We start from the raw sequence: 24,642 nt of genomic DNA, 5'->3' as shown, positions 1-24,642 counted from the left end.
TCATGCCCAAACGGACAGACATCCGCTCCATCCTCATCATCGGCGCCGGTCCGATCGTCATCGGCCAGGCGTGCGAGTTCGATTACTCCGGCGCACAGGCCTGCAAGGCGCTGCGTGAGGAGGGGTATCGAGTCATCCTGCTCAACTCCAACCCGGCCACGATCATGACCGATCCGGGCCTTGCTGACGCAACCTATATCGAGCCGATCACGCCCGAATTCGTCGAGCGGATCATTCTCAAGGAAAAGCCCGACGCCGTGCTGCCCACCATGGGCGGCCAGACCGCGCTCAACGCCGCCATGGCGCTGGACGCCTCGGGCTTTCTTGAAAAGCACGGCGTGGAACTGATCGGTGCGAAGGCGGACGTGATCGACCGTGCCGAAGACCGCCAGAAATTCCGTGAGGCGATGGACGCCATCGGCATCGAAAGCCCCAAGAGCTATATCGCCCACTCGCTGGAAGAAGCTCGTAGCGCGCTCAAGAATGTGGGCCTGCCCGCCATCATCCGTCCCTCTTTCACCATGGGCGGCGCGGGCGGCGGCATCGCCTACAACAAGGAAGAGTTCGATCAGATCGTCACGGGCGGCCTGGACGCCTCCCCCACGACCGAGGTGCTGGTTGAGGAATCCGTCCTCGGCTGGAAAGAGTTCGAGATGGAAGTAGTCCGCGACAAGGCGGATAACTGCATCATCGTCTGTTCCATCGAAAACATCGACCCGATGGGCGTGCATACAGGTGACTCCATCACCGTCGCCCCAGCGCTGACGCTGACCGACAAGGAATATCAGCGGATGCGCGACGCCTCGATCGCGTGCCTGCGCGCCATCGGCGTAGAGACAGGCGGCTCGAACGTGCAGTTCGGCGTCAACCCGAAAGACGGCCGGATGGTCGTCATCGAGATGAACCCGCGCGTCTCGCGTTCGTCCGCGCTGGCCTCCAAGGCTACCGGTTTCCCCATCGCCAAGATCGCCGCCAAGCTGGCCGTGGGATACACGCTCGATGAGCTGACCAACGACATCACCGGCTCCACGCCCGCCTCCTTCGAGCCGACGATCGACTATGTCGTGGTGAAGATTCCCCGTTTCACCTTCGAGAAGTTCCCCGGCACTCCGGCCCTGCTCTCCACCTCCATGAAATCGGTGGGTGAGGCCATGGCCATTGGCCGTTCCTTCCCCGAAGCGCTCCAGAAGGGTCTGCGCTCCATGGAGACAGGTCTTGCAGGCCTCGATCCGGTGGAAGCGCCCGGCGATGGCGGCGTGGATGCTTTCCGCGCGGCTCTTTCCCAACCGCGCCCCGAGCGCATCCTCATGGCCGCCCAAGCCCTGCGTGCGGGCCTGTCTGTGGAAGATATAGCGGAAGCCTGCCGTTTCGAGCCGTGGTTCCTGCGCGAACTGGAAAAGATCGTCAAAGCCGAGCAGGACGTGCTGGATCACGGGCTGCCCGAAGACGCGCAGGGTCTGCGCCGCCTCAAGGCGATGGGGTTCTCGGATGTGCAGCTTGCCCGGCTGTCCGGCACGCAGGCCACCGAAGTGGTCGCACTGCGTGAGGCTGCGGGCGTGAAGCCGGTTTACAAGCGCATCGACACCTGTGCGGGTGAGTTCGCCTCCGCCACACCTTACATGTACTCCACCTATGAAGGCATGTTCGGCCAGCCAGTATGTGAGGCCGATCCGACAGCGAAGAAAAAGGTCATCATTCTCGGCGGTGGCCCGAACCGTATCGGTCAGGGCATCGAGTTCGACTATTGCTGCGTCCATGCCGCCTACGCCCTGCGCGAAGCCGGTCTTGAGACCATCATGGTCAACTGCAACCCCGAAACCGTCTCCACCGACTACGACACCTCCGACCGTCTCTACTTCGAGCCGCTGACGGCCGAAGACGTGATCGCTCTCATCCGGCGCGAACAGGAAAAGGGCGAAGTGCTCGGCTGCATCGTGCAGTATGGCGGCCAGACCCCCCTCAAACTGTCCCACGCGCTGGAAGCTGCCGGAATCCCGCTGCTGGGCACCCCGGCCGACGCCATCGACCGCGCCGAGGACCGCGAGCGCTTTCAGGCGCTTCTCCGCAAGCTCGGTCTGCGTCAGCCCGACAACGGCATCGCCCGCAACCTTCAGGAAGCCGAGGATATCGCCGAGAAGATCGGCTATCCCGTCGTCGTGCGTCCGTCCTACGTTCTGGGTGGCCGCGCCATGGAGATCGTGTACGACCGCCCCAGCCTCCAGCGCTACATGAAGGTCGCCCTCCAGCTTGCCGGAGTCGAGGTCGCATCTGGCCCTGTGCTGATCGACCATTACCTGAACGACGCCATTGAGGCCGACGTGGACTGCATCGCCGATGGCGAGAACGTCTATGTCGCGGGCGTCATGGAGCACATCGAGGAAGCGGGTATTCACTCCGGCGACAGCGCCTGCGCCCTTCCGCCCTACACCCTCTCGCCCGCCATCGTGACGGAGCTGAAGGAACAGACCGAAGCCATGGCCCGCGAGCTTGGCATCGTCGGTCTGATGAACGTGCAGTACGCCATCAAGGGACAGGACATCTTCGTGCTGGAGGTGAACCCTCGCGCATCCCGCACCGTGCCGTTCGTCGCCAAGGCCACTGGTGTGCCGGTCGCCAAAATCGGTGCGCGGGTGATGGCGGGCGCGAAACTGACGGACTTCCCTCTCGATGACCGCGCGGTCGTGCCGCATGTCGCGGTCAAGGAAGCCGTGTTCCCGTTCCACCGCTTTCAGGACGTGGACACGATCCTCGGCCCGGAGATGCGCTCCACGGGCGAAGTCATGGGACTGGACACCTCTTTCGAGCGGGCGTTCGCCAAGTCCCAGCTTGGCGCGGGTGTGAAGCTGCCGCTCTCGGGCACGGTATTCCTCTCGGTGCGCGAAAGCGACAAGGCGCAGCTTCCGCGTCTGGGCCGCCAGTTGGCCGACATGGGCTTCACCATTCTCGCCACACGCGGCACGGCCGCCTGCCTGCGCGCGGCGGGAATTGAAGTAAAGGTGGTCAACAAGGTGCTGGAAGGCCGGCCTCACTGCGTGGATGCGATCCGCTCGGGCGAAGTGCAGATGGTCATCAACACCGCACAGGGCGCGCAGGCCGTCCGTGACAGCTACGACATCCGTCGCTCGGCCCTGAATATGGGCGTTCCGCACTACACGACCATGGCGGGCGCGCGCGCCGCGACCCACGCCATCGCGGCCATGCGGGAAGGTCCGCTTGATGTCGCGCCGCTTCAGTCATACTTTAGTGGATCGTTCTGACGTCAGACGGCGCCTGCTCTCCGGCAGGTGCCGGTCTCGGTGAGGCCATGACGTCCCATGGCCGGAGAGCATACGCTCTTCGGCCTCTTTTCCGTGTTTCCGGTACCGAGGATTGCCACCTTGCAGAAGACTCCGATGACCGCCGCTGGCCTGCAACGCCTTGAGGAGGAGCTCCGCCGCCTCAAAAGCGACGAACGCCCCGCCGTCATCCGCGCCATTGCCGAAGCCCGCGAACACGGGGATCTTTCGGAAAACGCGGAATATCACGCCGCGCGCGAACGTCAGTCCTTCATCGAGGGACGCCTGCAGGAACTGGAAGAAATCATCTCCACCGCCGAGGTGATCGACCCCTCCACGCTGTCGGGCGATCAGGTGAAATTCGGCGCGCGCGTCAAACTGATCGACGAAGAAACGGAGAAAGAGTCCTCCTATCAGATCGTCGGCATGCACGAGGCCGACATCAAGCAGGGTCTGCTCTCCATTTCCTCCCCACTCGCCAAGGCGCTGATCGGCAAATCGCTGGGCGATTCCGTCTCCGTGCCCGCGCCGGGCGGTGACCGCACCTACGAGATCGTCTCCGTCATCTATTCCTGAAAGCCGATACGTGATCACGTTCGAGGACATCACGGCCGCAGCCCTGCGGATACGGGGGCGCGTGCTCCGCACGCCCACCATCTCCTCCCACTCGCTTTCTCTGGCGACCGGCGCGGACATCACGCTCAAGCTGGAAAATCTCCAGGCCGTGGGATCTTTCAAGGAGCGTGGAGCGGCCAACCGTCTCGCGCTGCTGACGCCGGAAGAACGTGAGCGCGGCGTGATTGCCGTCTCGGCGGGCAATCACGCGCAGGGTGTTGCGCGTCACGCCAGCCTGCTTGGCATCGACGCCGTGATCGTGATGCCACGCTTCACCCCCGCCAGCAAAGTGACGCGCACCGCAAGCTGGGGCGCGCGCGTCGTGCTGGAAGGCAACAATTTCACCGAAGCCTCCCTCTTCGCCCGCGATCTGCAACAGCGCGAGGGGCGTGTTTTCATTCCACCTTATGACGACGACGCCGTCATGGCGGGCCAAGGCACCTGCGCGCTGGAAATGCTGGAAGACGCTGGTCCGCTGGACGCTCTAGTCGTCCCCATCGGTGGTGGGGGTCTGCTGTCGGGCTGTGCCGTCGCCGCCCGCGCCATGCGCCCCGAGGTGGAACTGATCGGCGTGCAGGTGGAAAGCTTTTCCTCGTTGGCCGAGTTCCCCGGCCCCGAAATCATGCCTCCGGGTGGAGCGACCATCGCGGAAGGCATCGCCGTCATGCAGATCGGCCGCCGCCCGTATGAAGTGATCAAACAGCTTGTGTCGCAGGTGCTGGTGGTCTCAGAACGTGAAGTCGAAAACGCCATCACACTGATGTCTGAAGGCGCAAAACAGGTGGCGGAGGGCGCGGGGGCTGCGGGACTCGCCGCCGTTATGAGCCATTCCTCCCAGTTCAAGGGCAAGCGCGTCGGACTGCCGGTTTCGGGAGGCAACATCGATACGCGCATCCTCGCCAACACGCTGCTGCGCGCCATGCTGCGTGACGGACGACTGCTGCGGCTTGTCATGGAAATCCCGGACCGTCCGGGCGTTCTGGCTGACATCTCACGCATCATCGGTGAGGCGGGCGGCAATATCATCGAGGTCTCGCATCAACGTCTGTTCGCGGCCCCTTCCGTGCAAGCAGCCGAACTGGAAGTGATGATCGAGGCACGCGATCCGCAGCACGCCGAGCAGATCACCGAGGCCCTGCGCGAGCACTACGTGGTGCGCCGCGCCTGAACGAAGCGTTGCAAGGTTGTCGCCCTGCCCGAGTCGGTAACGCTCTGTAAATCTTCCCTGCCGATAGTCCCGTCGTAGCGAAACACGCCGACAGGAGACCGAAAATGGCGGGACTGGGAATCCGACTCGAAGCCGACGACCGGATGATTATCAATGGCGCGGGGATTCATTTCCTCACACCCGCACAGATCCGGCTGACCAACCGGGCGAACTTCCTCTTCGGTCGCCAGATCATGCCGCCCGATGAAGCCACGACTCCGGCGCGACTGATCTATTACGCACTCCAGACGGCTTATGTTGGCACGCCGGAAGAGCGTGTCACTGCACTGGCGGAAGCGAGTCTGCATATCGCGACGTTCATGCAGGAGACAACGTCACCTTCCGCGCGACTGCTTTTGGGTGATGCCTTAAAAGCCTCGTCGGAAGGCAATTATTACAAGGCTCTCAAATTCGCCCGGCGTATTGTCCGGCATGAAGACGCCGTACTGCAACACACTGGATCGTCCATTTTTAAGGACGAATCTCAGAAGGCTTAACTTCGAATTAGGATTTTCAGCCTTTCATGGGGTCACTGCGAAAAATGCAGTGACCTTTTATGGAGAAAATCCAATGTCTCTTTCGATCAACACCAACGTTGGCGCAATGGTGGCTCTTGAGTCACTGAACCAGACGACCAACGAACTCAACGACACGCAGAACGCTGTTTCGACGGGCCTGAAGGTCTCGACGGCCGCCGACAATCCGGCTTCTTACACGATTGCCCAGTCCATGAATGGCAACATTCAGGGTCTGTCAGCAGTTAGCGACGGCCTTTCTTATGCAGGTGAAGTCGTCTCCACGACATCAACCGCTGTCTCCGGCATCCTGAGCACGCTGCAGTCCCTGCAGAGCGCTGTGACGAGCCTCGGCTCCAACACGGGTGACCCGTCGTCCCTGGCCAAAATCGGTGATGAAATCAACGGTTATCTCGATACCATCAACACCGAAGCACGCAATGCAACGGTGAATGGTGTCAACCTGCTCACCAGTGCCGATGACGCCAATACGGCCAACCAGGGCACTGCAGGCGCCACAGCGGGCGCAGTAACATCAGCATCCTTGACTTACCTGACTGGTCTTCAGGGCTCGACCACGACGATTCAGAACGCTGTCACAGGTTCATCAGGAGCCCTCAGCTCTATCGTCTCTGTCGGTTCAATGGCGGCCAGCACCGGCACCGCCACCTTGACGGATGCACTGGGGCTGTCTTCCGGCTCAACGGCTGGTCAGTTGAATGCGACCAACGTCTTTGTCACGAGTTCCGGAACTCTCAATGACAACACCATTTCCGATATGGTGTCGATGGTTCAGAACGCCATCACGGCAATGAACAAAGTGTCTTCGACACTTGGTTCGAACACACAGACGATTACGGCAATGACGACCTATTCGTCGAATCTGTCGGACTCGCTGACAGCCAGCGTTGGAGCCCTCACAGACGCAGATATGGCTGCCGAAAGCGCGAAACTCACGTCGCTGCAGACAAAGCAGCAGCTTGCGATTTCCTCACTCAGCGTAGCAAAATCTTCGTCTTCCAATATCCTTTCCCTTTTCCGGTAAGGATACTAACGGGGGGCTTCGGCTCCCCGTTTTTTATTGAATTTTGGATTTGCAATGATCACATCAAACAACAAAAAATTCCAAAAAAAATTAGAAAAAACCCTAAAAAAAGCAGTTCAAGAATCAAATTTTCAGAAAATAATCACTGAACTAGGCCCGATACTGACACAGACTCCCAAATGGGCAGAAGGTTATGCTCTATTAGGGATGGCGCTTCATAAAAGTGGAGCCGTCAGAGACGCTTGTAGCGCCTATCAGCGAGCTCTTGAGCTTCAGTCCGACAATCTTGAATGGCAAATTATCTGGCTTCAATGTCGCCTTGAAGCTAGACAAAATGAAATTGATGCGCTCGAGAAACTCCTCGCTCTTTTTTCCTTACATGCCCATGATGACGCTTTATCGCTGAAGATTAGCGACGCGCTGATTCGTTCAAAAGCGTCCAAAATTGTCGCCGCTGCCATGAAGTGGCGTTACAATAAATATCCTTGCTCAGATCTGTTTTGTGCCCTCTTAGCCATGGAACTCATCAAGGCTGGCGACATAACGACAGGCTGCACGATTTACGGGGATTTGATTAGTCGCTCAAGCGACAATCTCGTCTATAGCCTTCCCCTTTGCTGTTCATTGATGAATATTGGTGCGTTTCAGGCTTGCGTCGATATTGTAGAAGCTACAATTAAGGCTAAACCCGCCTTACGCCCTTGTCTGTTAAACGAATACGGAAATGCTTTAACTGCACTGAATCGTTCCAGGGAAGCTCAACCTATTTTCGAAGAATTCTTTAGAAACTTTCCTAAAAATTACAACTCTCATTTTAATTATGCCCTATCTTTACTCAAGGATGGAAAATACCGAGAAGGATGGAAATACGCGGAATATATGCCTGAGGAATTTCGTCCCCCTGAACGCCATCCATGGCGGGGAAAATCCTCCATTTCGGGTAAAACACTTCTCATTACACATGAACAAGGCCTTGGGGATACGTTGATGTTCCTACGCTACGTGCCTTTTGTTGAAAAAACAGGAGCACATATCGTCCTTGCATTACCTCCTCCCCTCATGCGCCTTGGCCAATCTGTCAGTCCTCATGTAACGATCGTAGAACATGGCACCAACAATATAAAATACGATGTGAGTTGCCCCTTTCCATCTCTTCCTCTGGCACTTGATGACCAACTGGGAAACAATATCCCTGCGCGCGTGCCTTATCTTTACCCATGCCGAGAACATATTGAACGAATGGCTCAGTTCATTCCAAATACGGGCGCTATACGTGTTGGCATTGTATGGGCAGGAGAAGCCCGTCCCCGCTTTGGACTGCACTACCGCAACCGTTCGGCAACACTGAAAAGCTTTGCACCGATTTTACAACTAGAAGGCATTGATTTCATAAATCTGCAGTTCGGCAAAAGTCGAGAAGAGCTTGCAACATGGGAAGGCTGCACCATTCATGATCCAATGAAGCATGTTAGCGACATGGAAGACACTGCCGCTCTTATTGCCAATCTGGATCTTGTCATCAGTGTTGACACATCTGTTGCTCACCTTGCTGGAGCCATTGGCAAACCAGTGTGGATGATTACACGTAGTGATTGCGACTGGCGTTGGATGGAAAAACGCGAAGACTCACCATGGTACCCCACGATGCGCATCTTTCGTTCCACACCTGGACCGCTGGATCATGCCATTGGTGTAGTGGCAGAAGAACTGCATAAACAGATCAGCAACTCTTCTCTCTTATCATCGGATAACTCGCTTTCCACAACGCAGGTTCAGGCATGAATTACGGTATCCAGCGTTACAACCGTGGCGTAGCTAAAAGTATGACAGCACGCCAGGTCGAGATTATGGCTTTTGGACAAGCCATTGAACTACTGAAAAATGCCAAAGACCACAAAGCGCGCATCCATGCTTTGTCAATGAATCAAAAACTATGGTCTGCGGTCCTGCGTGAAGTCGCCATTGAAAATAATGGCATGTCGGATATTTTGCGCAACGACTTACTTAAACTTGCCGTTTGGGCAACGCGTTATTGCGTGCGGGCTATGCTCCATGACATCAGCCTGAAACCCCTCATCAGCATCAATAGTGATATATTGGATGGACTGAGAGAAACACCTCCAACTGAGGGGCTCGAAACACCCACTTTTCCTTCCGTAGCCTCTTCATCATTCAAGCTAACATCAGCCTGATTGTACCAAACCTGTCAGATTTCGCACTGACAGGTTCTTCTCATTTCGTACCAAATAACCGATCCCCTGCATCTCCCAGACCGGGCCGGATATATCCATGATCGTCCAGCCCGCGATCCACTGCACAAGTGACGACTTTCACGTCTGGATGTGCCTGCGTGAGACATTCCACGCCCTCCGGCGCGGCCAGCAGGCAGACGAACACGATGTTCTTCGCTCCCGCCTTCTTCACGCTGTCGATGGCCGCCACCGCGCTGTGCCCCGTGGCCAGCATCGGGTCCACTACGATGCAATCCCGGTTCGCCAGATCGTCCGGCAGTTTGAGGTAATACTCGACAGGCCGAAGTGTCTGCGGATCACGGAACAACCCTACATGCCCCACACGCGCGGACGGTACGAGATCCAGCATTCCATCGAGAATCCCATTCCCCGCGCGCAGAATTGAGACAAAGCACAGCTTTTTTCCCGACAAACGCTCAGCCTGCATCGGCTCCAGCGGTGTGTCGATCTTCACCGTTTCAAGCGCCAGATTGCGCGTCGCTTCATAGGTCAGCAGCAGGCTGAGTTCCCGCGCCAGCAGACGGAACAACGCCGTGGGCGTACGGACATCGCGGAGCAGTCCCATTTTGTGCCGCACCAGCGGGTGATCGACGACGGTCACGGACGAAGGCAGAACGAAGGCGGTCATACAGTCTCCAGATAGGTAAAGCTGTGCATCAGGATGCCGCGTTGTCGGCATCTGTCGGCTGAAAGTCCAGCACCAACCCATTCATGCAATAGCGCAGACCAGTCGGCTCCGGCCCGTCGGGAAACTCATGCCCAAGATGCCCATTGCATTTCGCGCAATGGACTTCCGTGCGCACCATTCCATGCGAAGTATCGGTGGTGGTTTCCACCGCATCGGGCAGAGGCGCGAAAAAAGAAGGCCACCCGCTGCCGCTCTCATATTTCGTTGCGGACGAGAACAGCGGGGTGCCACAGGCGGCGCAACGATAGATCCCTTCCCGCTTCTCGAAATTGAGCGGGCTTGATCCCGGGCGTTCGGTTCCATGCTCACGCAGGATGTAGGCCTGCTCGGGTGTGAGCGTCCCGCATACGGGAGCCGGACGTGATGTGTCGGTCATGACAGTGTTCCTTTCAAACCGGATAATGGAGGCAGAAACTCACCTTGCTCCATAACGCACCGTGCCGCAGGAGCATGGCAACGCACGTCTGTCACACCCTTGTGATCTCACCCCTTCCCATTGCTGTGAACGGGAGAGAGGTACCGGCGTTGAAGGGACAGGCTCCTCAAGCTTCAAGGGAGGACACCATGTCCGAAGACACACCACAGAAGCAGCCCCCCACCTGCGGCGTCTCCTCATCTACCAAAGGACAGGAGCATGTCGTGGACGAAAACAGCGAGGACAGCTTTCCCGCCAGTGACCCACCGGGTTCCGGTCAAGTCACGGGCGCGAATGACTGCGTTCATCCACCAGCCTCCGACGGCAAGGACGACGAGGTGGAGTGAGTTCCTGCCACGCGACATGATGCCGCGTGGCGGGTTGGAAGGGCGGACCGGGAGTGTCATATTCAGTCCCAATAAGAACCATAAAAAAGGTCCGCCCCATGCCCGTTTCCGAAAACACCGCCCCACGCCCCGTCATGCTCGTCATTCTCGACGGTTTCGGCTGGCGTGAGGATGACTCCGACAACGCCGTGCGTCTTGCGGCTACGCCTACCTTCGATCGGCTCTGGGCCACAGTCCCGCACACGTTTCTCGATACGAGCGGCGAGGATGTGGGCCTTCCCGAAGGTCAGATGGGCAATTCCGAGGTCGGGCATCTCAATATCGGCGCGGGTCGCGTCGTCATGCAGGAACTGCCGCGCATCGGTCGTGCCATCCGTGACGGCAGTCTTGCCGTCAGCCCCGTGCTGGGGACGTTCATCGACACCATGAAAGCCTCCGGCGGCACAGTCCATCTCATGGGACTGATCTCTCCGGGCGGTGTCCATGCCCATCAGGACCACGCCGTAGCTCTTGCGCGGATTCTGACGGCGGCCGGTGTTCCGGTCGCTCTGCATATTTTCACCGATGGGCGCGACACACCGCCTCGCTCCGGCATGGAGTATCTGCGGCGCCTCATGGACGAACTGCCGCCGGAAGTGCAGATCGCCACGGTCTCAGGACGCTATTACGCCATGGACCGCGACAACCGCTGGGAGCGGGTCTCAAAGGTGTACGACGTCATCACAGCCGCTGAAGGCCCGCGCGCTGCTTCACCTCTGGCGGTTCTGGAACAGGCCTACAGCGAAGATGTGTCGGACGAATTCGTGATCCCGACCGTAATCGATGGTTTTGCAGGGGCGAAAGACGGGGATGGTATTCTGTCCTTCAATTTCCGCGCCGATCGCATCCGTGAACTTCTCACAGCATTGATCGATCCGAACTTCTCAGGCTTTACCCGCAAGACCGTGAAGCAGTTTCGCGCCACGGTCGGCATGACACGCTACAGCGACGCGCTGGCGGAACTCATCACCGTGCTGTTTCCGCCGCAGGAACTGGGCGATCTGCTTGGCGATGTTGTGGCGGAAGCCGGCAAAAAGCAGCTCCGCATGGCCGAGACGGAAAAATATCCGCACGTCACTTACTTTCTCAACGGCGGTCGCGAAACGCAATTCGAGGGTGAGGATCGTATCCTTGTCCCCTCCCCTAAGGTCGCGACGTACGATCTCCAGCCTGAAATGTCGGCTCCGGAACTAACGGACCGCGCAGTGGAAGCCATCGACAGCGGGAAATACGACCTGATCGTCCTGAACTACGCCAACCCGGACATGGTAGGGCACACCGGCATTCTGTCCGCCGCAATCAAGGCGGTGGAAACGGTGGACACTGGACTTGGGCGTCTGGTTGAAGCCGTCGAACGCCAAGAAGGCGCTCTCATCGCCACGGCGGATCACGGCAACTGCGAGACCATGAAAGATCCCGACACCGGCGCGCCCCACACGGCCCACACACTCAATGAGGTGCCCTGCGTTCTGGTGGGTGCGAAGACCGTAAAGCTGCGTCACGGGCGTCTGGCGGATCTGGCTCCGACCCTGCTCGAATTGATGGGTCTTCCCCAGCCCAAGGCCATGACCGGAACATCCCTGATCGAACACTGAAACAACTTTCCGGCTTGTCAGTCTCTTCACGTCGCGAGAACCTGCGCGCGTGATGAATCGTCTCTCCGGCCGCGCCGTTGTCAGATCATCGGCAGCGGCGCGGGTCTTGCTCGCGCACTCCAGCCTGCTGCTGTTTGTCCTCGTCTTGTCAGGGCATCCGGGGCAGGCCGCTGTGCACCATAGGCATGGCGCAAGTCGTCATCCGTCCCCCACGCCATCCTCAGCCTCCCGTGCAGCGCTTGAGGCGGCCCGCACCCGTGAAATCGCGCTGCGCCAGCAACAACAGCAGGAAGCGCTGCGTCTGGCCAATGCGCGGCAGAGCGATGCCCAGGCCAGCGCACAGGCCAGTCAGGACCGCGTCCGAGCCACCCGCCTTTCGGCCGCGACTGTGACGGCAGCCGGGCAGTTGCAGGACACAGAAGAGAAAATGCAGGATCTTACATCGCGCATGTCCGATCTTCAGGAAGAGCGGCGGCTGGTGGAAAGTGAACTTCATGCCGATGCACAGGCACTGGCGCCGGTGCTCCCATTAGCTCAGCGTCTCTCGCTGTATCCCGTCGATACCTTGCTGACCCAACCCCTGCCGGCTGATGACACGATCCGTGGCCTGCTGGTCCTTCGCGGTCTTTCCACCACCATCGAAAACCGTGCCGAAACCCTGCGGACACATCAAGCGCAACTTACCCAACTCAACAGCACCCTTGCGGAGCAGCAGCACGATCTCGAAGCACTCGAGAGCCGCCAGACCACGCAGAAGGACGCTCTGACGCGGCAGGCCGATGCAGCGCGGGCGGCGCAACTGCGCTCAAATGCCGCAGCAAGAGAAGCCGCGTCCCGTTCAGCGGAAGAAGCCCGTCGCAACCGGGAACTTCAGGCCGAACTCGCGCATATCGTGGCGACAGAATCCGCCGCGCTGGCCCAACTCCAGCGAGAAGCGGAACAGGCTGAGCGCGAGCGCCGGAAGCGCGAAGCGGCAGCCGCCGCCGCGCGCGTCCGGTCCATGTCCACCCCCGCCGCCTCTCTCTCGCCCGTCCATTCATCTGGCCGCCAAAGCAGCAATGCCATCGTCGCTGGACGACTTCTCAGCGGATGGGGCGAGCGGACGGAGGCTGGCCCGGCCTCCGGCAACACCTATGCCACTGCTGCCGGCGCAAGCGTGCGCTCTCCGTGCTCGGGTTCGGTGGAATTCGCCTCTCCTTTCCGCAGCTACGGGCAGATGCTGATTCTCAATTGTGGACGTGGCTATCGCTTCGTGCTCGGCGGTCTAGGATCACTCAACGTCGCGACAGGACAATCGCTGGCACGCGGTGCTGCGGTGGGAGCGATGCCCGCGAGTGGCTCTCCCACCCTGCTCGTGCAGCTCCGCCGCGGCACCAAACCCGTCGATCCATCGACCTCTCTGTAACCCTCCCGACAGGCCGGTTGCGAATTGATGGATCGGCAACGGTTTTCCACCGGCGCGATTGCCGCTAAGAACCTCGTATCCGATTTGGTAAGACCTTGACCCGATCATGCGGTCTGACCGGAACGATTCGAGCTGAAAGAAGGACGGCTGGCTTGCTGCGAGGCCGGCGGAGGAGACCGCTTACAATGACGTTTCGCAACGCCCTGCTGTTCGGAGCCGCTTTCCTGTCGGGAATCATGGCGGCCCCGGGGGTTGTCTCGACAGTTGGCGCCACTGGCGTCCTCATCCCCGCCGCCCATGCCGAGGCGGCCCCCTCCACTCCCGCACAGGACAGCGGCAACCACGCCGAAACCTATCGCCTGCTGACACTCTTCGGCAGTATCTTCGATCTGGTCCGCGCCAACTATGTGGAACCGGTCTCGGACCGCGAACTCATCACCAATGCGCTGAACGGCATGCTCAGCGGCCTCGATCCGCACAGTTCCTACATGACCGAGAAGCAGTATGCGGACATGCAGGTGCAGACCTCCGGCAAGTTCGGCGGTCTGGGGCTGGAAGTGCAGGGTGAGGACGGGCATGTGCGCGTCGTCTCTCCCATTGACGGCACACCCGCGTGGAAGGCCGGCATCAAGCCCGGCGACTACATCGTGGCCATCGACGGGCACAATATCGACGGCAGCCCGCTCAATGACGCCGTCGAGAAGATGCGCGGCAAGCCCGACACTAAGATCACTCTGACGATCATTCGCGCCAAGACGACCAAGCCGATCATCGTCACGTTGACACGCGAAATCATCCGTATCGAAGCCGTGAAGGCCGAACTGTACGACAAGACCGGTTACATCCGGATTCCACAGTTCACTGAGGACACGGCCGAAGAACTGCGCAAGGCCTATGCCGAACTCAAGCACAAGGCAGGCGGCAAGCTGACCGGCGGGCTGGTTCTCGATCTGCGTAACGATCCGGGTGGCCTGCTGACACAGGCCATCGACGTCTCGTCCTTCTTCATTCCCAGCGGTGAAATCGTCTCCACGCGGGCGCGTCACCCCAAGGACAGCCAGCGCTGGGACGCCAAGGGCACCGACGCCACGGACGGTCTGCCCATTGTGGTGCTCATCAACGGTGGCTCAGCGTCCGCCAGTGAAATTGTGTCCGGCGCGTTGCAGGACCATCACCGTGCCGTACTGATCGGCACCAAAAGCTTCGGCAAGGGCTCGGTGCAGACCATCATGCCCATTCCGGGGAACGGCGCCGTCCGCCTGACGACGGCACGGTATTACACACCCTCCGGCCGTTCCATTCAGGGACTGGGCATTGCACCGGACATCGTGGTCAAGGAAAGCCGTGAAGATCCAGTCTTCAGCATTCGCGAGGCGGATCTGTCCCATATCCTGAAGAATCAGGGGGGCAACCAGACCAAGCCGCCTGCACGCAACGACCTGCCCGCGCTCTCGGCCTCCATCCCGCATGAGCCGCCCGCAAACTGGCCGACCTTCGACATCACCAAGCCGGCAACCGACTTCCAGCTTCAGGAAGGTCTGCGCCTTGTGCGCAGCATGGCCGGAGTTCCCGCGCCGGACCCGGTCGCCTCCCTGCCGCCGGCTCCCACCACCACTCCTGCCAAGAACGAGGCCTCCCATTAACGACGTGTCTTCGCCCGACATGCACCAGCCGTCCACTGCTCCGGATGTCCCAACGGGACTCTGGCGCCGACTGCCTCCTTCCGGTCGTCTGTTTGTTCGTTTCTGGGGTGGAGCGTCGCTGCTTGCCCTGTTAGGCGCGATCGGCCTTCAGGAATGGGCGGCGTTGCATCGTGACCGTCTGACGGTGGCGCCGCGCGCGCAACCTGTTGTCGCTCAGAACGCTGCCAGTAACGCGCCACCTCCTGCGCCACCGCCGACCGCGACGCCCGAAAAAGCATCATCCTCGCCTGCCGAGGCACCGGAAACACCTCCGGCATCGCCATTCAATGCGCCACCCGGAACGATTCCTGTCGCTTTGCCTCAGGCAAACATGCTGGAACCCGTCGCCGGTGAACCGGGGCACAACCTTCCCAAACGCGGTCCCAATGGGGAGCTGCCGCGCAAGGTCTATGCCGCGGCGGTGCCTGCCGTCCCGCCCGGCAATGCCCGTATCGCCATCCTGCTCGATGGCTTCGGACTTTCGGACGATCTCTCCCGAGAGGCTGTGCAGGATCTGCCGTCCTCCGTCTCTTTTGCCATCCCTGCCTACGCACCAGCCAAGACATCGCTGTTCGATGGCGCGCATGAACTTGGACATGAGATTTTTCTCTCCCTGCCCATGCAGCCTTCCACCGCGCCTCTGGACGATGAAGGACCGAAAGCCCTCGGCTACGATCATTCGTCAAAAGCCGATCAGGACAATCTGAACTGGTCCTTGTCGCGTTTCGATGGCTATGTCGGCGTGACGAACGCCTTCTCGGGACTGGATGGGGACGCCTACGCGCAGTCTCCTGACTTTTCCATGGTCGCCCAAACTCTCGACCAGCGCGGACTGCTCTACCTCAACGCCACGCCTGGCGCCCAGCGCATCGGCCCCGTCATGGGGGGAGATGCCACGCTGTCCATGGACACAAACGCGGACAGCACGGGAATCGACGGGCAGCTTGCCCATCTGGTGGAACTGGCGAAGAAAAACGGCACAGCTATCGCCATTGCCGGTCCGATGCGTCCGGTTCTTCTCCAGCGTCTGGAAGAATGGACCCACACACTGGCCGGGCGTGGCATAACGCTTGTGCCGGTCAGTTCACTGTGCAACCGGACCTCCAACGGTGCCCTTTCCACGGAAGGGCATCCGGTTACACCAGTAGGGCCAGTTCCGACTCCGGTGAAGGACACGCCTTCTCCGGCTTCGCACCACGGATCAGCCGTGACGGCTACCCCTCTTCCACCCCCCGATGCCACGCCAGCGTCGCCCTAAGCCCACATTGCGCAAGAGAACGAGCATGACAGATCCTGCTTCCCTTCCCTATCGCCGCAATGTCGGAGCCGTCATCCTCAACTCTGTGGGAGCCGTTTTCGTCGCACGCCGCACCGATATGCCCGGTGCAGGCGGAGGCCCGGATGAAGGTGTATGGCAGTGCCCACAGGGCGGCATCGACGCGCATGAAGCCGCTGAGACCGCTGTCTTCCGTGAAGTCGAGGAAGAGACTGGCATGACGTCTCTTGCCCTGCTGGAAGAACGCCCGGACTGGCTGTCCTACGATCTTCCAGCCGACCTGATCGGCAAGGCCCTCAAAGGACGTTATCGGGGTCAGACGCAGAAATGGTTCGCTCTGCGCTTTACAGGCGCTGAAACCGAAATCCGCCTCGATCTTCAGAAGCATCAGGAATTCGATGCGTGGAAATGGGTGCCGCTCGCGCAACTCCCCTTTCTAAATGTCGGCTTCAAGAAACCTGTCTATGAACAGATCGCGCGAGACTTCGCCCACCTCGTCTGATCAGTAGCTATACTGCCAGATCAGGCCGACGCTGCTGCCCGGATCGTTCTCGGGTGTGGTGAAGCCCGTCACGTTTCCGCCCGTTCCCACCGTCGTGTTCAGCTTGAGATGCTTGGTGAGATCCACCTGCACCTGCGCCTGCGTGCCGCTGCCGGACGTTGCCTGTTTGGCGCCGACATACACGCCTTTCATGACGTATTTGCCAGCCTCGATGCTGGCGCCGCCATTGCCCACGCCCGAGCCGCCGCCCACCGCGAGACGATCAAGTCCCAGCGTCTTGCGTATCGTGCCCAGCGGATCGAAGCCCGCGCCACCGGCCAGCGTGGCAAGCGCGGCACCAAGTTCGGCCTTCTGGGTGGTAGAAAGCGAATGTACATCCGTGCCGAAAAGCAGCATGGCAAGAATCTCGTCCTGAGGCAGGGATGGCACCGATGCGAACGTAATCTTCGGATCGCTGGCATAGCCACCCACCTTCAGCATCGCGGTCTGCCCGTTGGCATTGCGCTCCGCCGTGAAATCGAGCGTCGGATCGAGCTTGTGACTCACGCCGGTACCATCGAAGCCGACATGCCCTTCGGTAAAGTTCAGCGTGATGCCGCCCAGACTGAACATTCCACGCCGCATGTTGAATCCGCCGGTAATGGATGGCGTGGCCGCTGTGCCGCCGACATGCAGAAGGCCCGCCATTTCCGCGTCCAGTCCATGCCCACGCACGAAGAACTCACCCGGGGACTTCACCTTCAGATCCAGCCCGATCACCCGTGTGGAGGTCGCCGCCTCCGGAGCCGGTGGCTTCTCACCCGGGCGCACCACGTTCAACGTCGCGACAGAGCTGGGCATGGAGTTGGGAATGTTCACCTCCACCTTGGGAAGATCGATCCCGCCTGCCACATTCAGCCGTGTGTCCGCCTGCCCTTTCACCGTGATGTCCGCGTTCATGATGGCCGTCAGCAGATCGCTCGCCACCGGCTGCGCTTTGTCCGCCACGAGATGCAGATCGACAGGCATGCCGAGGCGGAACAGGCCCACATTGCCCGTCAACTCCATCGTGCCTTTACCCGCCTGCGCGGTGAAGGACTGGATGGTCAGGCTGTCGCCCTGCGCCAGCACCGTGGACTCGATATTGCCCAGATGAAATCCCTGCGCGAAATCCTGCACATCGCCCTTGTGCAACGTGACAGTCCCGGTGGCGGTGGGACGCGCCATCGTTCCCCGCACATTCATGTCGAAAGCAAGCTGCCCCAACGCCTGACGGCCGCTGGCCCCCAACATGCCGTTGGCCAGTGAGAGATCCACCTGCCCGCGAGTCTGCATCGCGATGGCTCCCGTGCTGGACGTGGGCACCGTGCCGCTGGCCTGCACAGTCGCCTTGCTGCCCGCACTGGCCCGCGCGTCGATACGAGCGCTCATTCCCCCCAGATCCGCCGTCGCGTCAATCTGAGCCGGAGGGAGCGCCGCCGCATCGCCTGTCAGCATTTTCAGCCCCCGTCCGGTAAGCTGAACATGCCCTTTCGGCGCCGCGAGTGTGCCGGACAATTTCGCATCGCCCGACACCGTGCCTGCCGCACGGAGCGTCGGCGCGAACGGCTTTGCCAGCGCAGGCGTTACATTCCTCAGCGACACCGTAAGCGCCAGCGTAGGCTTGATGGTTCCCGCCGCGTCGATGGAGGCCACTGGCACGCCCGGCGGCGCTACCGTGGCCCGCAGATGGTCCACACCCATCGTCTTGCCCCAAGACGCCGTGACGGGCGCCTGCAGCCGCACATCCTCACCGCGCGCGGTGGCGGCAAGCCGCGTCACGCGCACTTTCTGGCCCGGAATGTCCGCTACAGCCGCGAGATCGAGCATCCCCGGCGCGCCATACAGTTCAGAAAAACGGGCCTGCGCCTGTGTCGCCAACGCGGTCTGCGGCCCCTTCACGGTCGCGCGCAAATTGCCCGCAATAGAAGGCGCGGCCACACGGTCGAGCGTGAGCGCCAGATCGGCGCTTGGTGAACCTTCAGGATCGAGCACCGAGCCTGTCAGCTTGAGCGCGCCCACACGGTAGGGGGAGACGGCCACATCCCCGCTGACATTGATTGTGGCCTTCACAGGGGCCGCGCCATTGGCCGCCGTCGTGCCCAATTCCGCCACAAGCGCGCCACTGATGGGTTGACCGATCAGGTTCGTCAGGTCCGCCAGCCGTTTGATACGGATATCCACATTGCCAAGCGGGATCTTGCGGCCAGCGGGAAGATCGAGTTTTCCGCCCCCCTGCGCGCTGTTCCAGTCGAGCTTCGCGATCTCGACGTGCCGGTTGCCGTCCTTGTCCTGCGCCGCCGAAACATCCAGCGTGAGCGGCGCACGGTCGAGCTTGCCACTGGCCGTCAGATGCGCCTGCGGGGCGGACGGCACATGCTGCGCATCCAGATCGAGGGTAAGTGGCCCTTTGGGCATCGTGGCCGTGCCGAAATCGCTGGTCAGATGCGCCTTGGCAGCCAGATCGTCCGTCGGACCGGACGCCGTGAGATCCAGCGCCGCCGTGCCACGCAAACTGGGGAGTGCCGCCGCAAGATCGGTCAGATTCAGCGTGGCCTTCGTATCGTCCAGAGTCGTCTTGCCATCTTTCGCGACCGCGTGCGCTCCCGCCACAAGATGCAGGGTGCGTCCATCCAGCGTGAAACTGTCGAGCCGAATGTCCTGTGCCTGCCCGGACGCTGCATCGCCCGTCTTGCGCAGAGTCGCGTGCGCCGCGAGCTTTCCGTCTTTACCAATCAGTCCCACGGCCTGCGCCAGACCGCCCAACACAGCGATATTGCCCGAAAGGGCGGCCGTTGTCGTATCGCCCTTGGCCTCCGGCAACGCGAAATCCGCCACAAGATCGGCATGCCCACTCAGTTTTTGCCCACCCACGGCCGCCAGCGGCGCCAGATCCGGCAGATTCAGTTTCGCGTTGCCCTTCACGGCAGGACGTGTGTCCGCATTGGCGGCGAGCTGAACCAGCGGATGGGAGAGATTCACCACGACAGGCCGTGTTGGCGCATGCGGAGCGTAAGTGGCATCGAGTTTCAGCGGGGCCGCCGCAAGAAGCGTCGGGCTGCCACCCGGAATACGCACTCCGTCCGCCACCGCTGCGAGATGCAGCCGATCCTGCGGGGCTCCATTGTCCGTGCCGTCAAAATTCGCATCCAGAGTGCCGATCTGCGCTCCACCGGCCACCAGTTGCCGCACCATGAGCTTGCCCGTGCCTGCAGGCGCGGTCCACGCTCCGGTCAGATGCGTGGCAAGTGCAATGGACGCCCAGCTTACGCTGTTGCTCAGCGTCATCGCCGGCGCGTTTACGGCAGCCGTTACATCCGCCGTGCTGGCCAGCAGATCGAGCTTGCCATTGATGGTGCTGGTGATCGCTCCAGCCGCCACTTTCAGATCCAGCGCCGCCGCGCTTGTCGGCCCCTTGAGATGCAGATCGAGCGTCACCGGAGCCAATTCCGGCATCTGGCTCAAACTGGCGACAATGCCGTCCACGCCATCCTGCACAGACAGATCAAGCGCGAGCGCCCGACTGTCGGTTGTTGCCGCGACTTTCAGCGCGCCTGTTGCATCCAGCCGTTTGAGGTCGATCAGCACATCCGCGCGCGGCAACTTCTGAAACGAAAGGCCATTCAGCAGCGCGTCCAGTTCCGGCACGCTGGCATGACCTTCCAGCGCGAACACGGCGGGCAGACCCGCCAGCGGCGCGCCGACATCGATCCGGCGTGCGTTCACATGGCGAAGGTCGATGGTCAACCCGGTTTTGGTGGGACCGCTGGAAGTGGTTTTTTTCGTGCTGTCCGACACAGGCAGACGTGGAATGGCCAGCCGGTCGAAGTTCAGCGCATCAACCCGCACGGTTTTCCCCACCATACGCAGCGGTGACCAGTCGAGCGTCAGATTCTCCAGCGTCAACCAGGTGCCCTTGGTGTCGCGCAACTCAATTCGGGCAATGTGCAACGCGTCCGGAAAACGCCCTGACAGACCATTGACCACCACCGTATTGCCCGTGAGCGACGCCACCTGCCGCTCGATGAAATGCCGCCCCGGATCGACATTGGCCCCCACCAGCACCACGCCCAGTGTGAGCGCCACAAGACCGGCGACGCCACCCGCTGCAAAGCCGACGCCTCTGGCGATACGGCGCGGCAGGGAGCGACGGGGCTTAGGAGCATCCGACGTTGTGGCGGCCATCAGAACGTTTCTCCCAGACCGATATAGAGTTCCCATTTGTCGCCACGTGGGGGACGGTTGAGCGGCACAGCCACATCGACGCGCACCGGACCTATGGGAGTAAAATACCGCGCGCCGGCGCCCGCGCCGACACGCACGGTTCCGGTGAATGGCGCGCTGCCCGAACCGACCTGCCCTGCATCGACAAACGTGGCCATGCCCCAGTTCTTGAAGAAACGCTGCCGGAACTCCACTGTCCCCGCGTCCAGCGAGGTGCCGCCGATAGCGTATTTGCTGTGGGGAAACTGCGGCCCCACACCCTGATAGCGGAAGCCGCGAATGGTCGCCGTGCCGCCGCCATACAACCGTTGATCGGGCGGAATGTCATATGTGGACGCGCCCTGCACGCTGCCGACAATGCCGCGGAAAGCAAAAACGCTGCGTCCCGGCGCAGAAATACCAAGATTGGCCAGATCGAAATACGTCGAAGCGTTGGCCTGCAACAGTGCGAAAAAAGTCGTGCCATGATCGAAGGAGGCCGACGGCGTGCCGCTGAGGGACACACGCACGCCATGGGTAGCAGGTGCCAATGGCGAAGGCACATCCGTACTGTCATAGTTCAGGCTGATGGGCGCAAACACCAGCGTATAGGAGCGCGTCACCCCGAACTGGTCGATCTTTTCCTGCTCGCCAGCCAGCCCATAGGACATGTTCCATCGACGACTAAGCTGCCGCACGATACCCGCACGCGCGATCAGGGCGGTCTGTCGATAGGAATAGAAAAGCTGGCGGATGCCTTCCAGCCGGAAGCTGGCGTTCTGGTGTCGTCCAGGGAAATCGGGTTTGAAGAGATCGGCATATACATCGTAGCCCAATCCCTGCTGCGCCGTACCGCCAACGCCGGTAATCAGTGCTGTCAGCTTCAGCCGCTCGGCATTGCCGAACAGATTGTGATGCGTCCACGTCGCACCGACACGGCCACCGAGATCTGTGGAATAGCCCGCTTCCGCGCCAACCGTGTGGCGCTTGGCTTCCTTGAAGGTGAAAGTCAGCGGCATGGAGCCATCGGGAGCGAGCTTGTCTGGGCTTTTCGCGCCCACATTGGAAAAAATGCCCAGTGAGGCCAGATCCTGACGCGCCGCCTCGATCTTGGAGGGCTGATAAAGCTGCCCGGAACTCACCGTCATCCGTCTGCGCACGAAACGCGGATTGGTGTAGTCCAGTCCCGTCAGACCGATTGGTCCGATATCGGCCTTCGGCCCGATCGTGATGGGATAAAGCAGATCCAGCGTGTGTGACGTGGGACGCAGAAAGGCCGTGGGAATATCCACTTTTGCCAGTGGGTGGCCCTCTTCCTTGAGGGCATTATCAAGATTGTTTCCCGCCGCCAGCACATCGGACGCTACTGCCGGCGCACCGGTTTTCAGACCGAATGCCTGCTGCTGGGGAGGGGTCAACACAACGGGCGTTTTGTGATCGGCCGCCACAGTCTGCACCGCGCCAAGTTTATAAAGCGGGCCGGTCTTTGCCTTGATGGCAATCGTCAGCGTTTCACTGGTGGGCAGTGAGGCCAGCCAGAGTGGCAGACCGATGTCCTGCCCATCCATAGACGCCTGCACCGACGTACTCGCCCCTTTCGGACGAGACACCGTGATCATGACCTGTCCGTCGTAATAGCCGAAGCTTTCCAGCGCAGTGGTCAAACGTGCGTAGTCGTTGCGGATTCGACCCGCCAGCGCAAACGGACCGACTGCGTGCGTTTTCTGCAGCGAGAGCAGGTCGGAGGAGGAGGTCAGCGCGGCATCGAGATCGCTGTTGCCCGTGGGATCGATCTTTGTCGTGTAGGGCAAACCGGCCGGAGCCATCACACCCTTGGTGTCTGCGCCCCCCTTGCCGGATGCAGAAGAGGAATCGGCCCCCAGCACCGGTTGTCCCGCCGCCACGAGCACAGCCAGAACCCGCACCAATTGCATGGCGGCTCCGCGCAACGAACGTGCTGGTGCCGTTCGGGAAATGACAGCCTGTGTCTCCCGTCCCGCAACCATCCGATTCACCCGCAAGAAGACAACAGGCTCTTCCATCCGCCTCTTAATGAACACATCCGCACTTCGGCGCGACCCCTGAATGTCGGGTTCTGGTCATGATGTATGTCGATTTTTTGTTTCGCTTCTCCACATTGTCCGCTTTTGTTGTTTGAGGCTATGAAACAGCCATGTTTCCGTCATCCTCATCCCTCCATGGAGAAGCGTATGTGCGCGGCCAGTAGCCACACGGCCGCCCAGCCGTTTCTCAAGAGACGCATACCGCCTTTCCGCGTCGATGCCCGCGAACTCGACCGGGCCGACGCCCTGGAGCGCAAACAGGCCGCCCAAAGTCGCGGCCGTCGCCTGCGTGCAGCCCTCAGACTGAGTGCGATCGCCGTCTGGGTTCCTCTCTCGGTGGGATTCGAAGCCGTTCTGCTGCTCGTGCCGGGCACCGCCAAGATCCGCTGGACCCGCGTAATCTGGGGTATCCTGTGCCGCTGCCTGTCGCTGAAGATCAACACGATCGGCCGCCGCGCCGGTGGCTTTGGTGGAAAGCGTGCCCGCGCGAAGGGCGAACGCCCGGTGATCTATATTTCCAACCACTCCAGTTGGCTCGACGTGCCGGTGCTGGGCACCATTCTGCCTTCTGTTTTCGTGGCCAAAGGTGACATCGAAAATTGGCCGGTCATGGGACTCATTTCCAAGATCGGTCGCACCATATTTGTCAGCCGACAGCGCAATTCCACAGGCCGCGAGCGTGACGAGATGATCTCGCGGTTGGCCGAAGGCGACAATCTGGTGCTGTTCCCGGAAGGCACCTCTTCCGACGGCTCGCGCGTGCTGCCCTTCATGTCCGCCTTCTTCGCCATCGCCAAGCCGCCGCGTCTACGGGGCGTCGATCCGTCCGAAATGGGTGAGACCTTCCCTCCGGGGATGACGCCGCTGATCCAGCCCGTCTCGCTGGTCTATGACCGCATCGACGGTCTACCCATCGGCAGAGCGCGTCGTCCTGTCTTTGCGTGGTATGGCGACATGGATCTTGGCCCCCATGTGTGGCAGCTCGCTCAATGGCGTTCCCTACGCGCGTCCGTGCTGCTGCATCCACCGCTCGACCCGGAAGATTTCCCGAGTCGGAAGGCGCTGGCACAGGCCACATGGCGCGCCGTCACCCAAGGTGCGGCGCAACTGCGCCAGAACGACGTCCCGGATGCACCCCAATGGGAGGCGCGCCTGAGGGGACCATCCGAAGAATCACGGAAACGTGAGGATACCCCCGATACACTTGACAAAAGCCGTCCATCCTTTGCCTGATGAGGGTGTCGGAGGTCACACATGACCGCTGAGCCACTACAGACAGAGGAGAGGCGCCGCCATGCCCGCACCCCACTCCTGTCCATCCGGCTGTACCGGTTTTATCGGTGTCGCGGACACGCGCTCTTGACCCGCACGTCATCTGTCGGGATTCCTCCGTCCCGTCGCCCGGAATGGTCCGGCGGCGTGCCGGAACGAGCCTGACCCTTGACGACCGATTTCGCCCCGACAACCGCCCCCTCTCCCCTGCCGGACGCCAAGGCGTCG

At 60.8% G+C, this 24,642-nt stretch carries 18 protein-coding genes; 14 read left to right on the top strand and 4 right to left on the bottom strand.

The features are described 5' to 3' along the window. The first annotated feature begins 2 nt into the window (after positions 1–2). The 7 genes from carB to KUA11_RS10635 all read left to right on the top strand — a co-directional run bounded on the left by carB (position 3) and on the right by KUA11_RS10635 (position 8,849). Positions 3–3,257, top strand: a complete 3,255-nt coding sequence (gene carB / locus KUA11_RS10665; RefSeq protein ID WP_217410274.1) for a carbamoyl-phosphate synthase large subunit — start codon at positions 3–5, stop codon at positions 3,255–3,257. A 120-nt stretch (positions 3,258–3,377) separates the two neighbouring features. After that, entirely contained in the window at positions 3,378–3,851 is a 474-nt protein-coding gene (gene greA, locus KUA11_RS10660) for a transcription elongation factor GreA (RefSeq protein WP_166315198.1), read from the top strand. A 10-nt stretch (positions 3,852–3,861) separates the two neighbouring features. Continuing rightward, positions 3,862–5,058 carry a threonine ammonia-lyase gene (locus KUA11_RS10655; RefSeq protein WP_217410273.1) on the top strand — a complete coding sequence of 399 codons (1,197 nt, stop codon included), beginning with the start codon at positions 3,862–3,864 and terminating at the stop codon, positions 5,056–5,058. A gap of 104 nt (positions 5,059–5,162) precedes the next feature. Further along, complete coding sequence (locus KUA11_RS10650; RefSeq protein ID WP_217410272.1) at positions 5,163–5,594, top strand: flagellar biosynthesis repressor FlbT; 432 nt, start codon at positions 5,163–5,165, stop codon at positions 5,592–5,594. 73 nt (positions 5,595–5,667) lie between these two features. Continuing rightward, a complete protein-coding gene (locus KUA11_RS10645) occupies positions 5,668–6,657 on the top strand; it encodes a flagellin (protein WP_217410271.1) in 990 nt (329 codons plus the stop codon). A 54-nt stretch (positions 6,658–6,711) separates the two neighbouring features. Beyond that, entirely contained in the window at positions 6,712–8,439 is a 1,728-nt protein-coding gene (locus tag KUA11_RS10640) for a tetratricopeptide repeat protein (RefSeq protein ID WP_217410270.1), read from the top strand. Continuing rightward, a complete protein-coding gene (locus KUA11_RS10635; RefSeq protein WP_217410269.1) occupies positions 8,436–8,849 on the top strand; it encodes a flagellar biosynthesis regulator FlaF in 414 nt (137 codons plus the stop codon). Before KUA11_RS10640 ends, KUA11_RS10635 begins: the two co-directional genes overlap by 4 nt. 40 nt (positions 8,850–8,889) lie before the next feature. Here KUA11_RS10635 and upp read toward each other — a convergent pair whose 3' ends face one another. Beyond that, the gene (gene upp, locus KUA11_RS10630; RefSeq protein WP_217410268.1) at positions 8,890–9,537 is read right to left on the bottom strand and encodes a uracil phosphoribosyltransferase; all 648 of its coding nucleotides are present in this window, start codon (positions 9,535–9,537) and stop codon (positions 8,890–8,892) included. A 28-nt stretch (positions 9,538–9,565) separates the two neighbouring features. Further along, positions 9,566–9,973 (bottom strand): peptide-methionine (R)-S-oxide reductase MsrB, encoded by a 408-nt coding sequence (gene msrB, locus KUA11_RS10625; RefSeq protein ID WP_217410267.1) that lies wholly within the window; start codon positions 9,971–9,973, stop codon positions 9,566–9,568. Between the two features lie 188 nt (positions 9,974–10,161). Between msrB and KUA11_RS10620 the strand changes: the two genes are divergently transcribed. From KUA11_RS10620 to KUA11_RS10595, 6 genes are all read left to right on the top strand, one after another. Beyond that, on the top strand, positions 10,162–10,359 hold the full coding sequence (locus KUA11_RS10620; RefSeq protein WP_217410266.1) for a hypothetical protein: 198 nt from the start codon (positions 10,162–10,164) through the stop codon (positions 10,357–10,359). 98 nt (positions 10,360–10,457) lie between these two features. Beyond that, positions 10,458–11,993: a 2,3-bisphosphoglycerate-independent phosphoglycerate mutase gene (gpmI, locus tag KUA11_RS10615; protein ID WP_254454849.1), complete on the top strand. Its 1,536-nt coding sequence runs from the start codon at positions 10,458–10,460 to the stop codon at positions 11,991–11,993. 52 nt (positions 11,994–12,045) lie between these two features. After that, positions 12,046–13,398 (top strand): murein hydrolase activator EnvC family protein, encoded by a 1,353-nt coding sequence (locus tag KUA11_RS10610; RefSeq protein WP_217410265.1) that lies wholly within the window; start codon positions 12,046–12,048, stop codon positions 13,396–13,398. A 185-nt stretch (positions 13,399–13,583) separates the two neighbouring features. After that, the gene (locus tag KUA11_RS10605; RefSeq protein ID WP_217410264.1) at positions 13,584–15,041 is read left to right on the top strand and encodes a S41 family peptidase; all 1,458 of its coding nucleotides are present in this window, start codon (positions 13,584–13,586) and stop codon (positions 15,039–15,041) included. A 4-nt stretch (positions 15,042–15,045) separates the two neighbouring features. Continuing rightward, positions 15,046–16,338: a divergent polysaccharide deacetylase family protein gene (locus tag KUA11_RS10600; RefSeq protein WP_217410263.1), complete on the top strand. Its 1,293-nt coding sequence runs from the start codon at positions 15,046–15,048 to the stop codon at positions 16,336–16,338. Between the two features lie 25 nt (positions 16,339–16,363). Further along, positions 16,364–16,858: an RNA pyrophosphohydrolase gene (locus KUA11_RS10595; RefSeq protein WP_217410262.1), complete on the top strand. Its 495-nt coding sequence runs from the start codon at positions 16,364–16,366 to the stop codon at positions 16,856–16,858. On the opposite strand, the gene KUA11_RS10590 is transcribed toward KUA11_RS10595, so the two are convergent. Further along, complete coding sequence (locus tag KUA11_RS10590; protein ID WP_217410261.1) at positions 16,859–21,061, bottom strand: translocation/assembly module TamB domain-containing protein; 4,203 nt, start codon at positions 21,059–21,061, stop codon at positions 16,859–16,861. Then, complete coding sequence (locus KUA11_RS10585; protein ID WP_254454859.1) at positions 21,061–22,905, bottom strand: autotransporter assembly complex protein TamA; 1,845 nt, start codon at positions 22,903–22,905, stop codon at positions 21,061–21,063. The genes KUA11_RS10590 and KUA11_RS10585 overlap by 1 nt, the downstream gene beginning before the upstream one ends. Before the next feature lie 384 nt (positions 22,906–23,289). Here KUA11_RS10585 and KUA11_RS10580 point away from each other — a divergent pair, with 384 nt between their 5' ends. Continuing rightward, the gene (locus KUA11_RS10580; RefSeq protein ID WP_217410260.1) at positions 23,290–24,375 is read left to right on the top strand and encodes a lysophospholipid acyltransferase family protein; all 1,086 of its coding nucleotides are present in this window, start codon (positions 23,290–23,292) and stop codon (positions 24,373–24,375) included. Positions 24,376–24,642: the final 267 nt, after the last annotated feature.

The organism is Acetobacter estunensis (assembly GCF_019083805.1).
Lineage (GTDB): Bacteria > Pseudomonadota > Alphaproteobacteria > Acetobacterales > Acetobacteraceae > Acetobacter > Acetobacter estunensis_A.
This window is presented reverse-complemented; position numbering and strand designations above follow the sequence as displayed.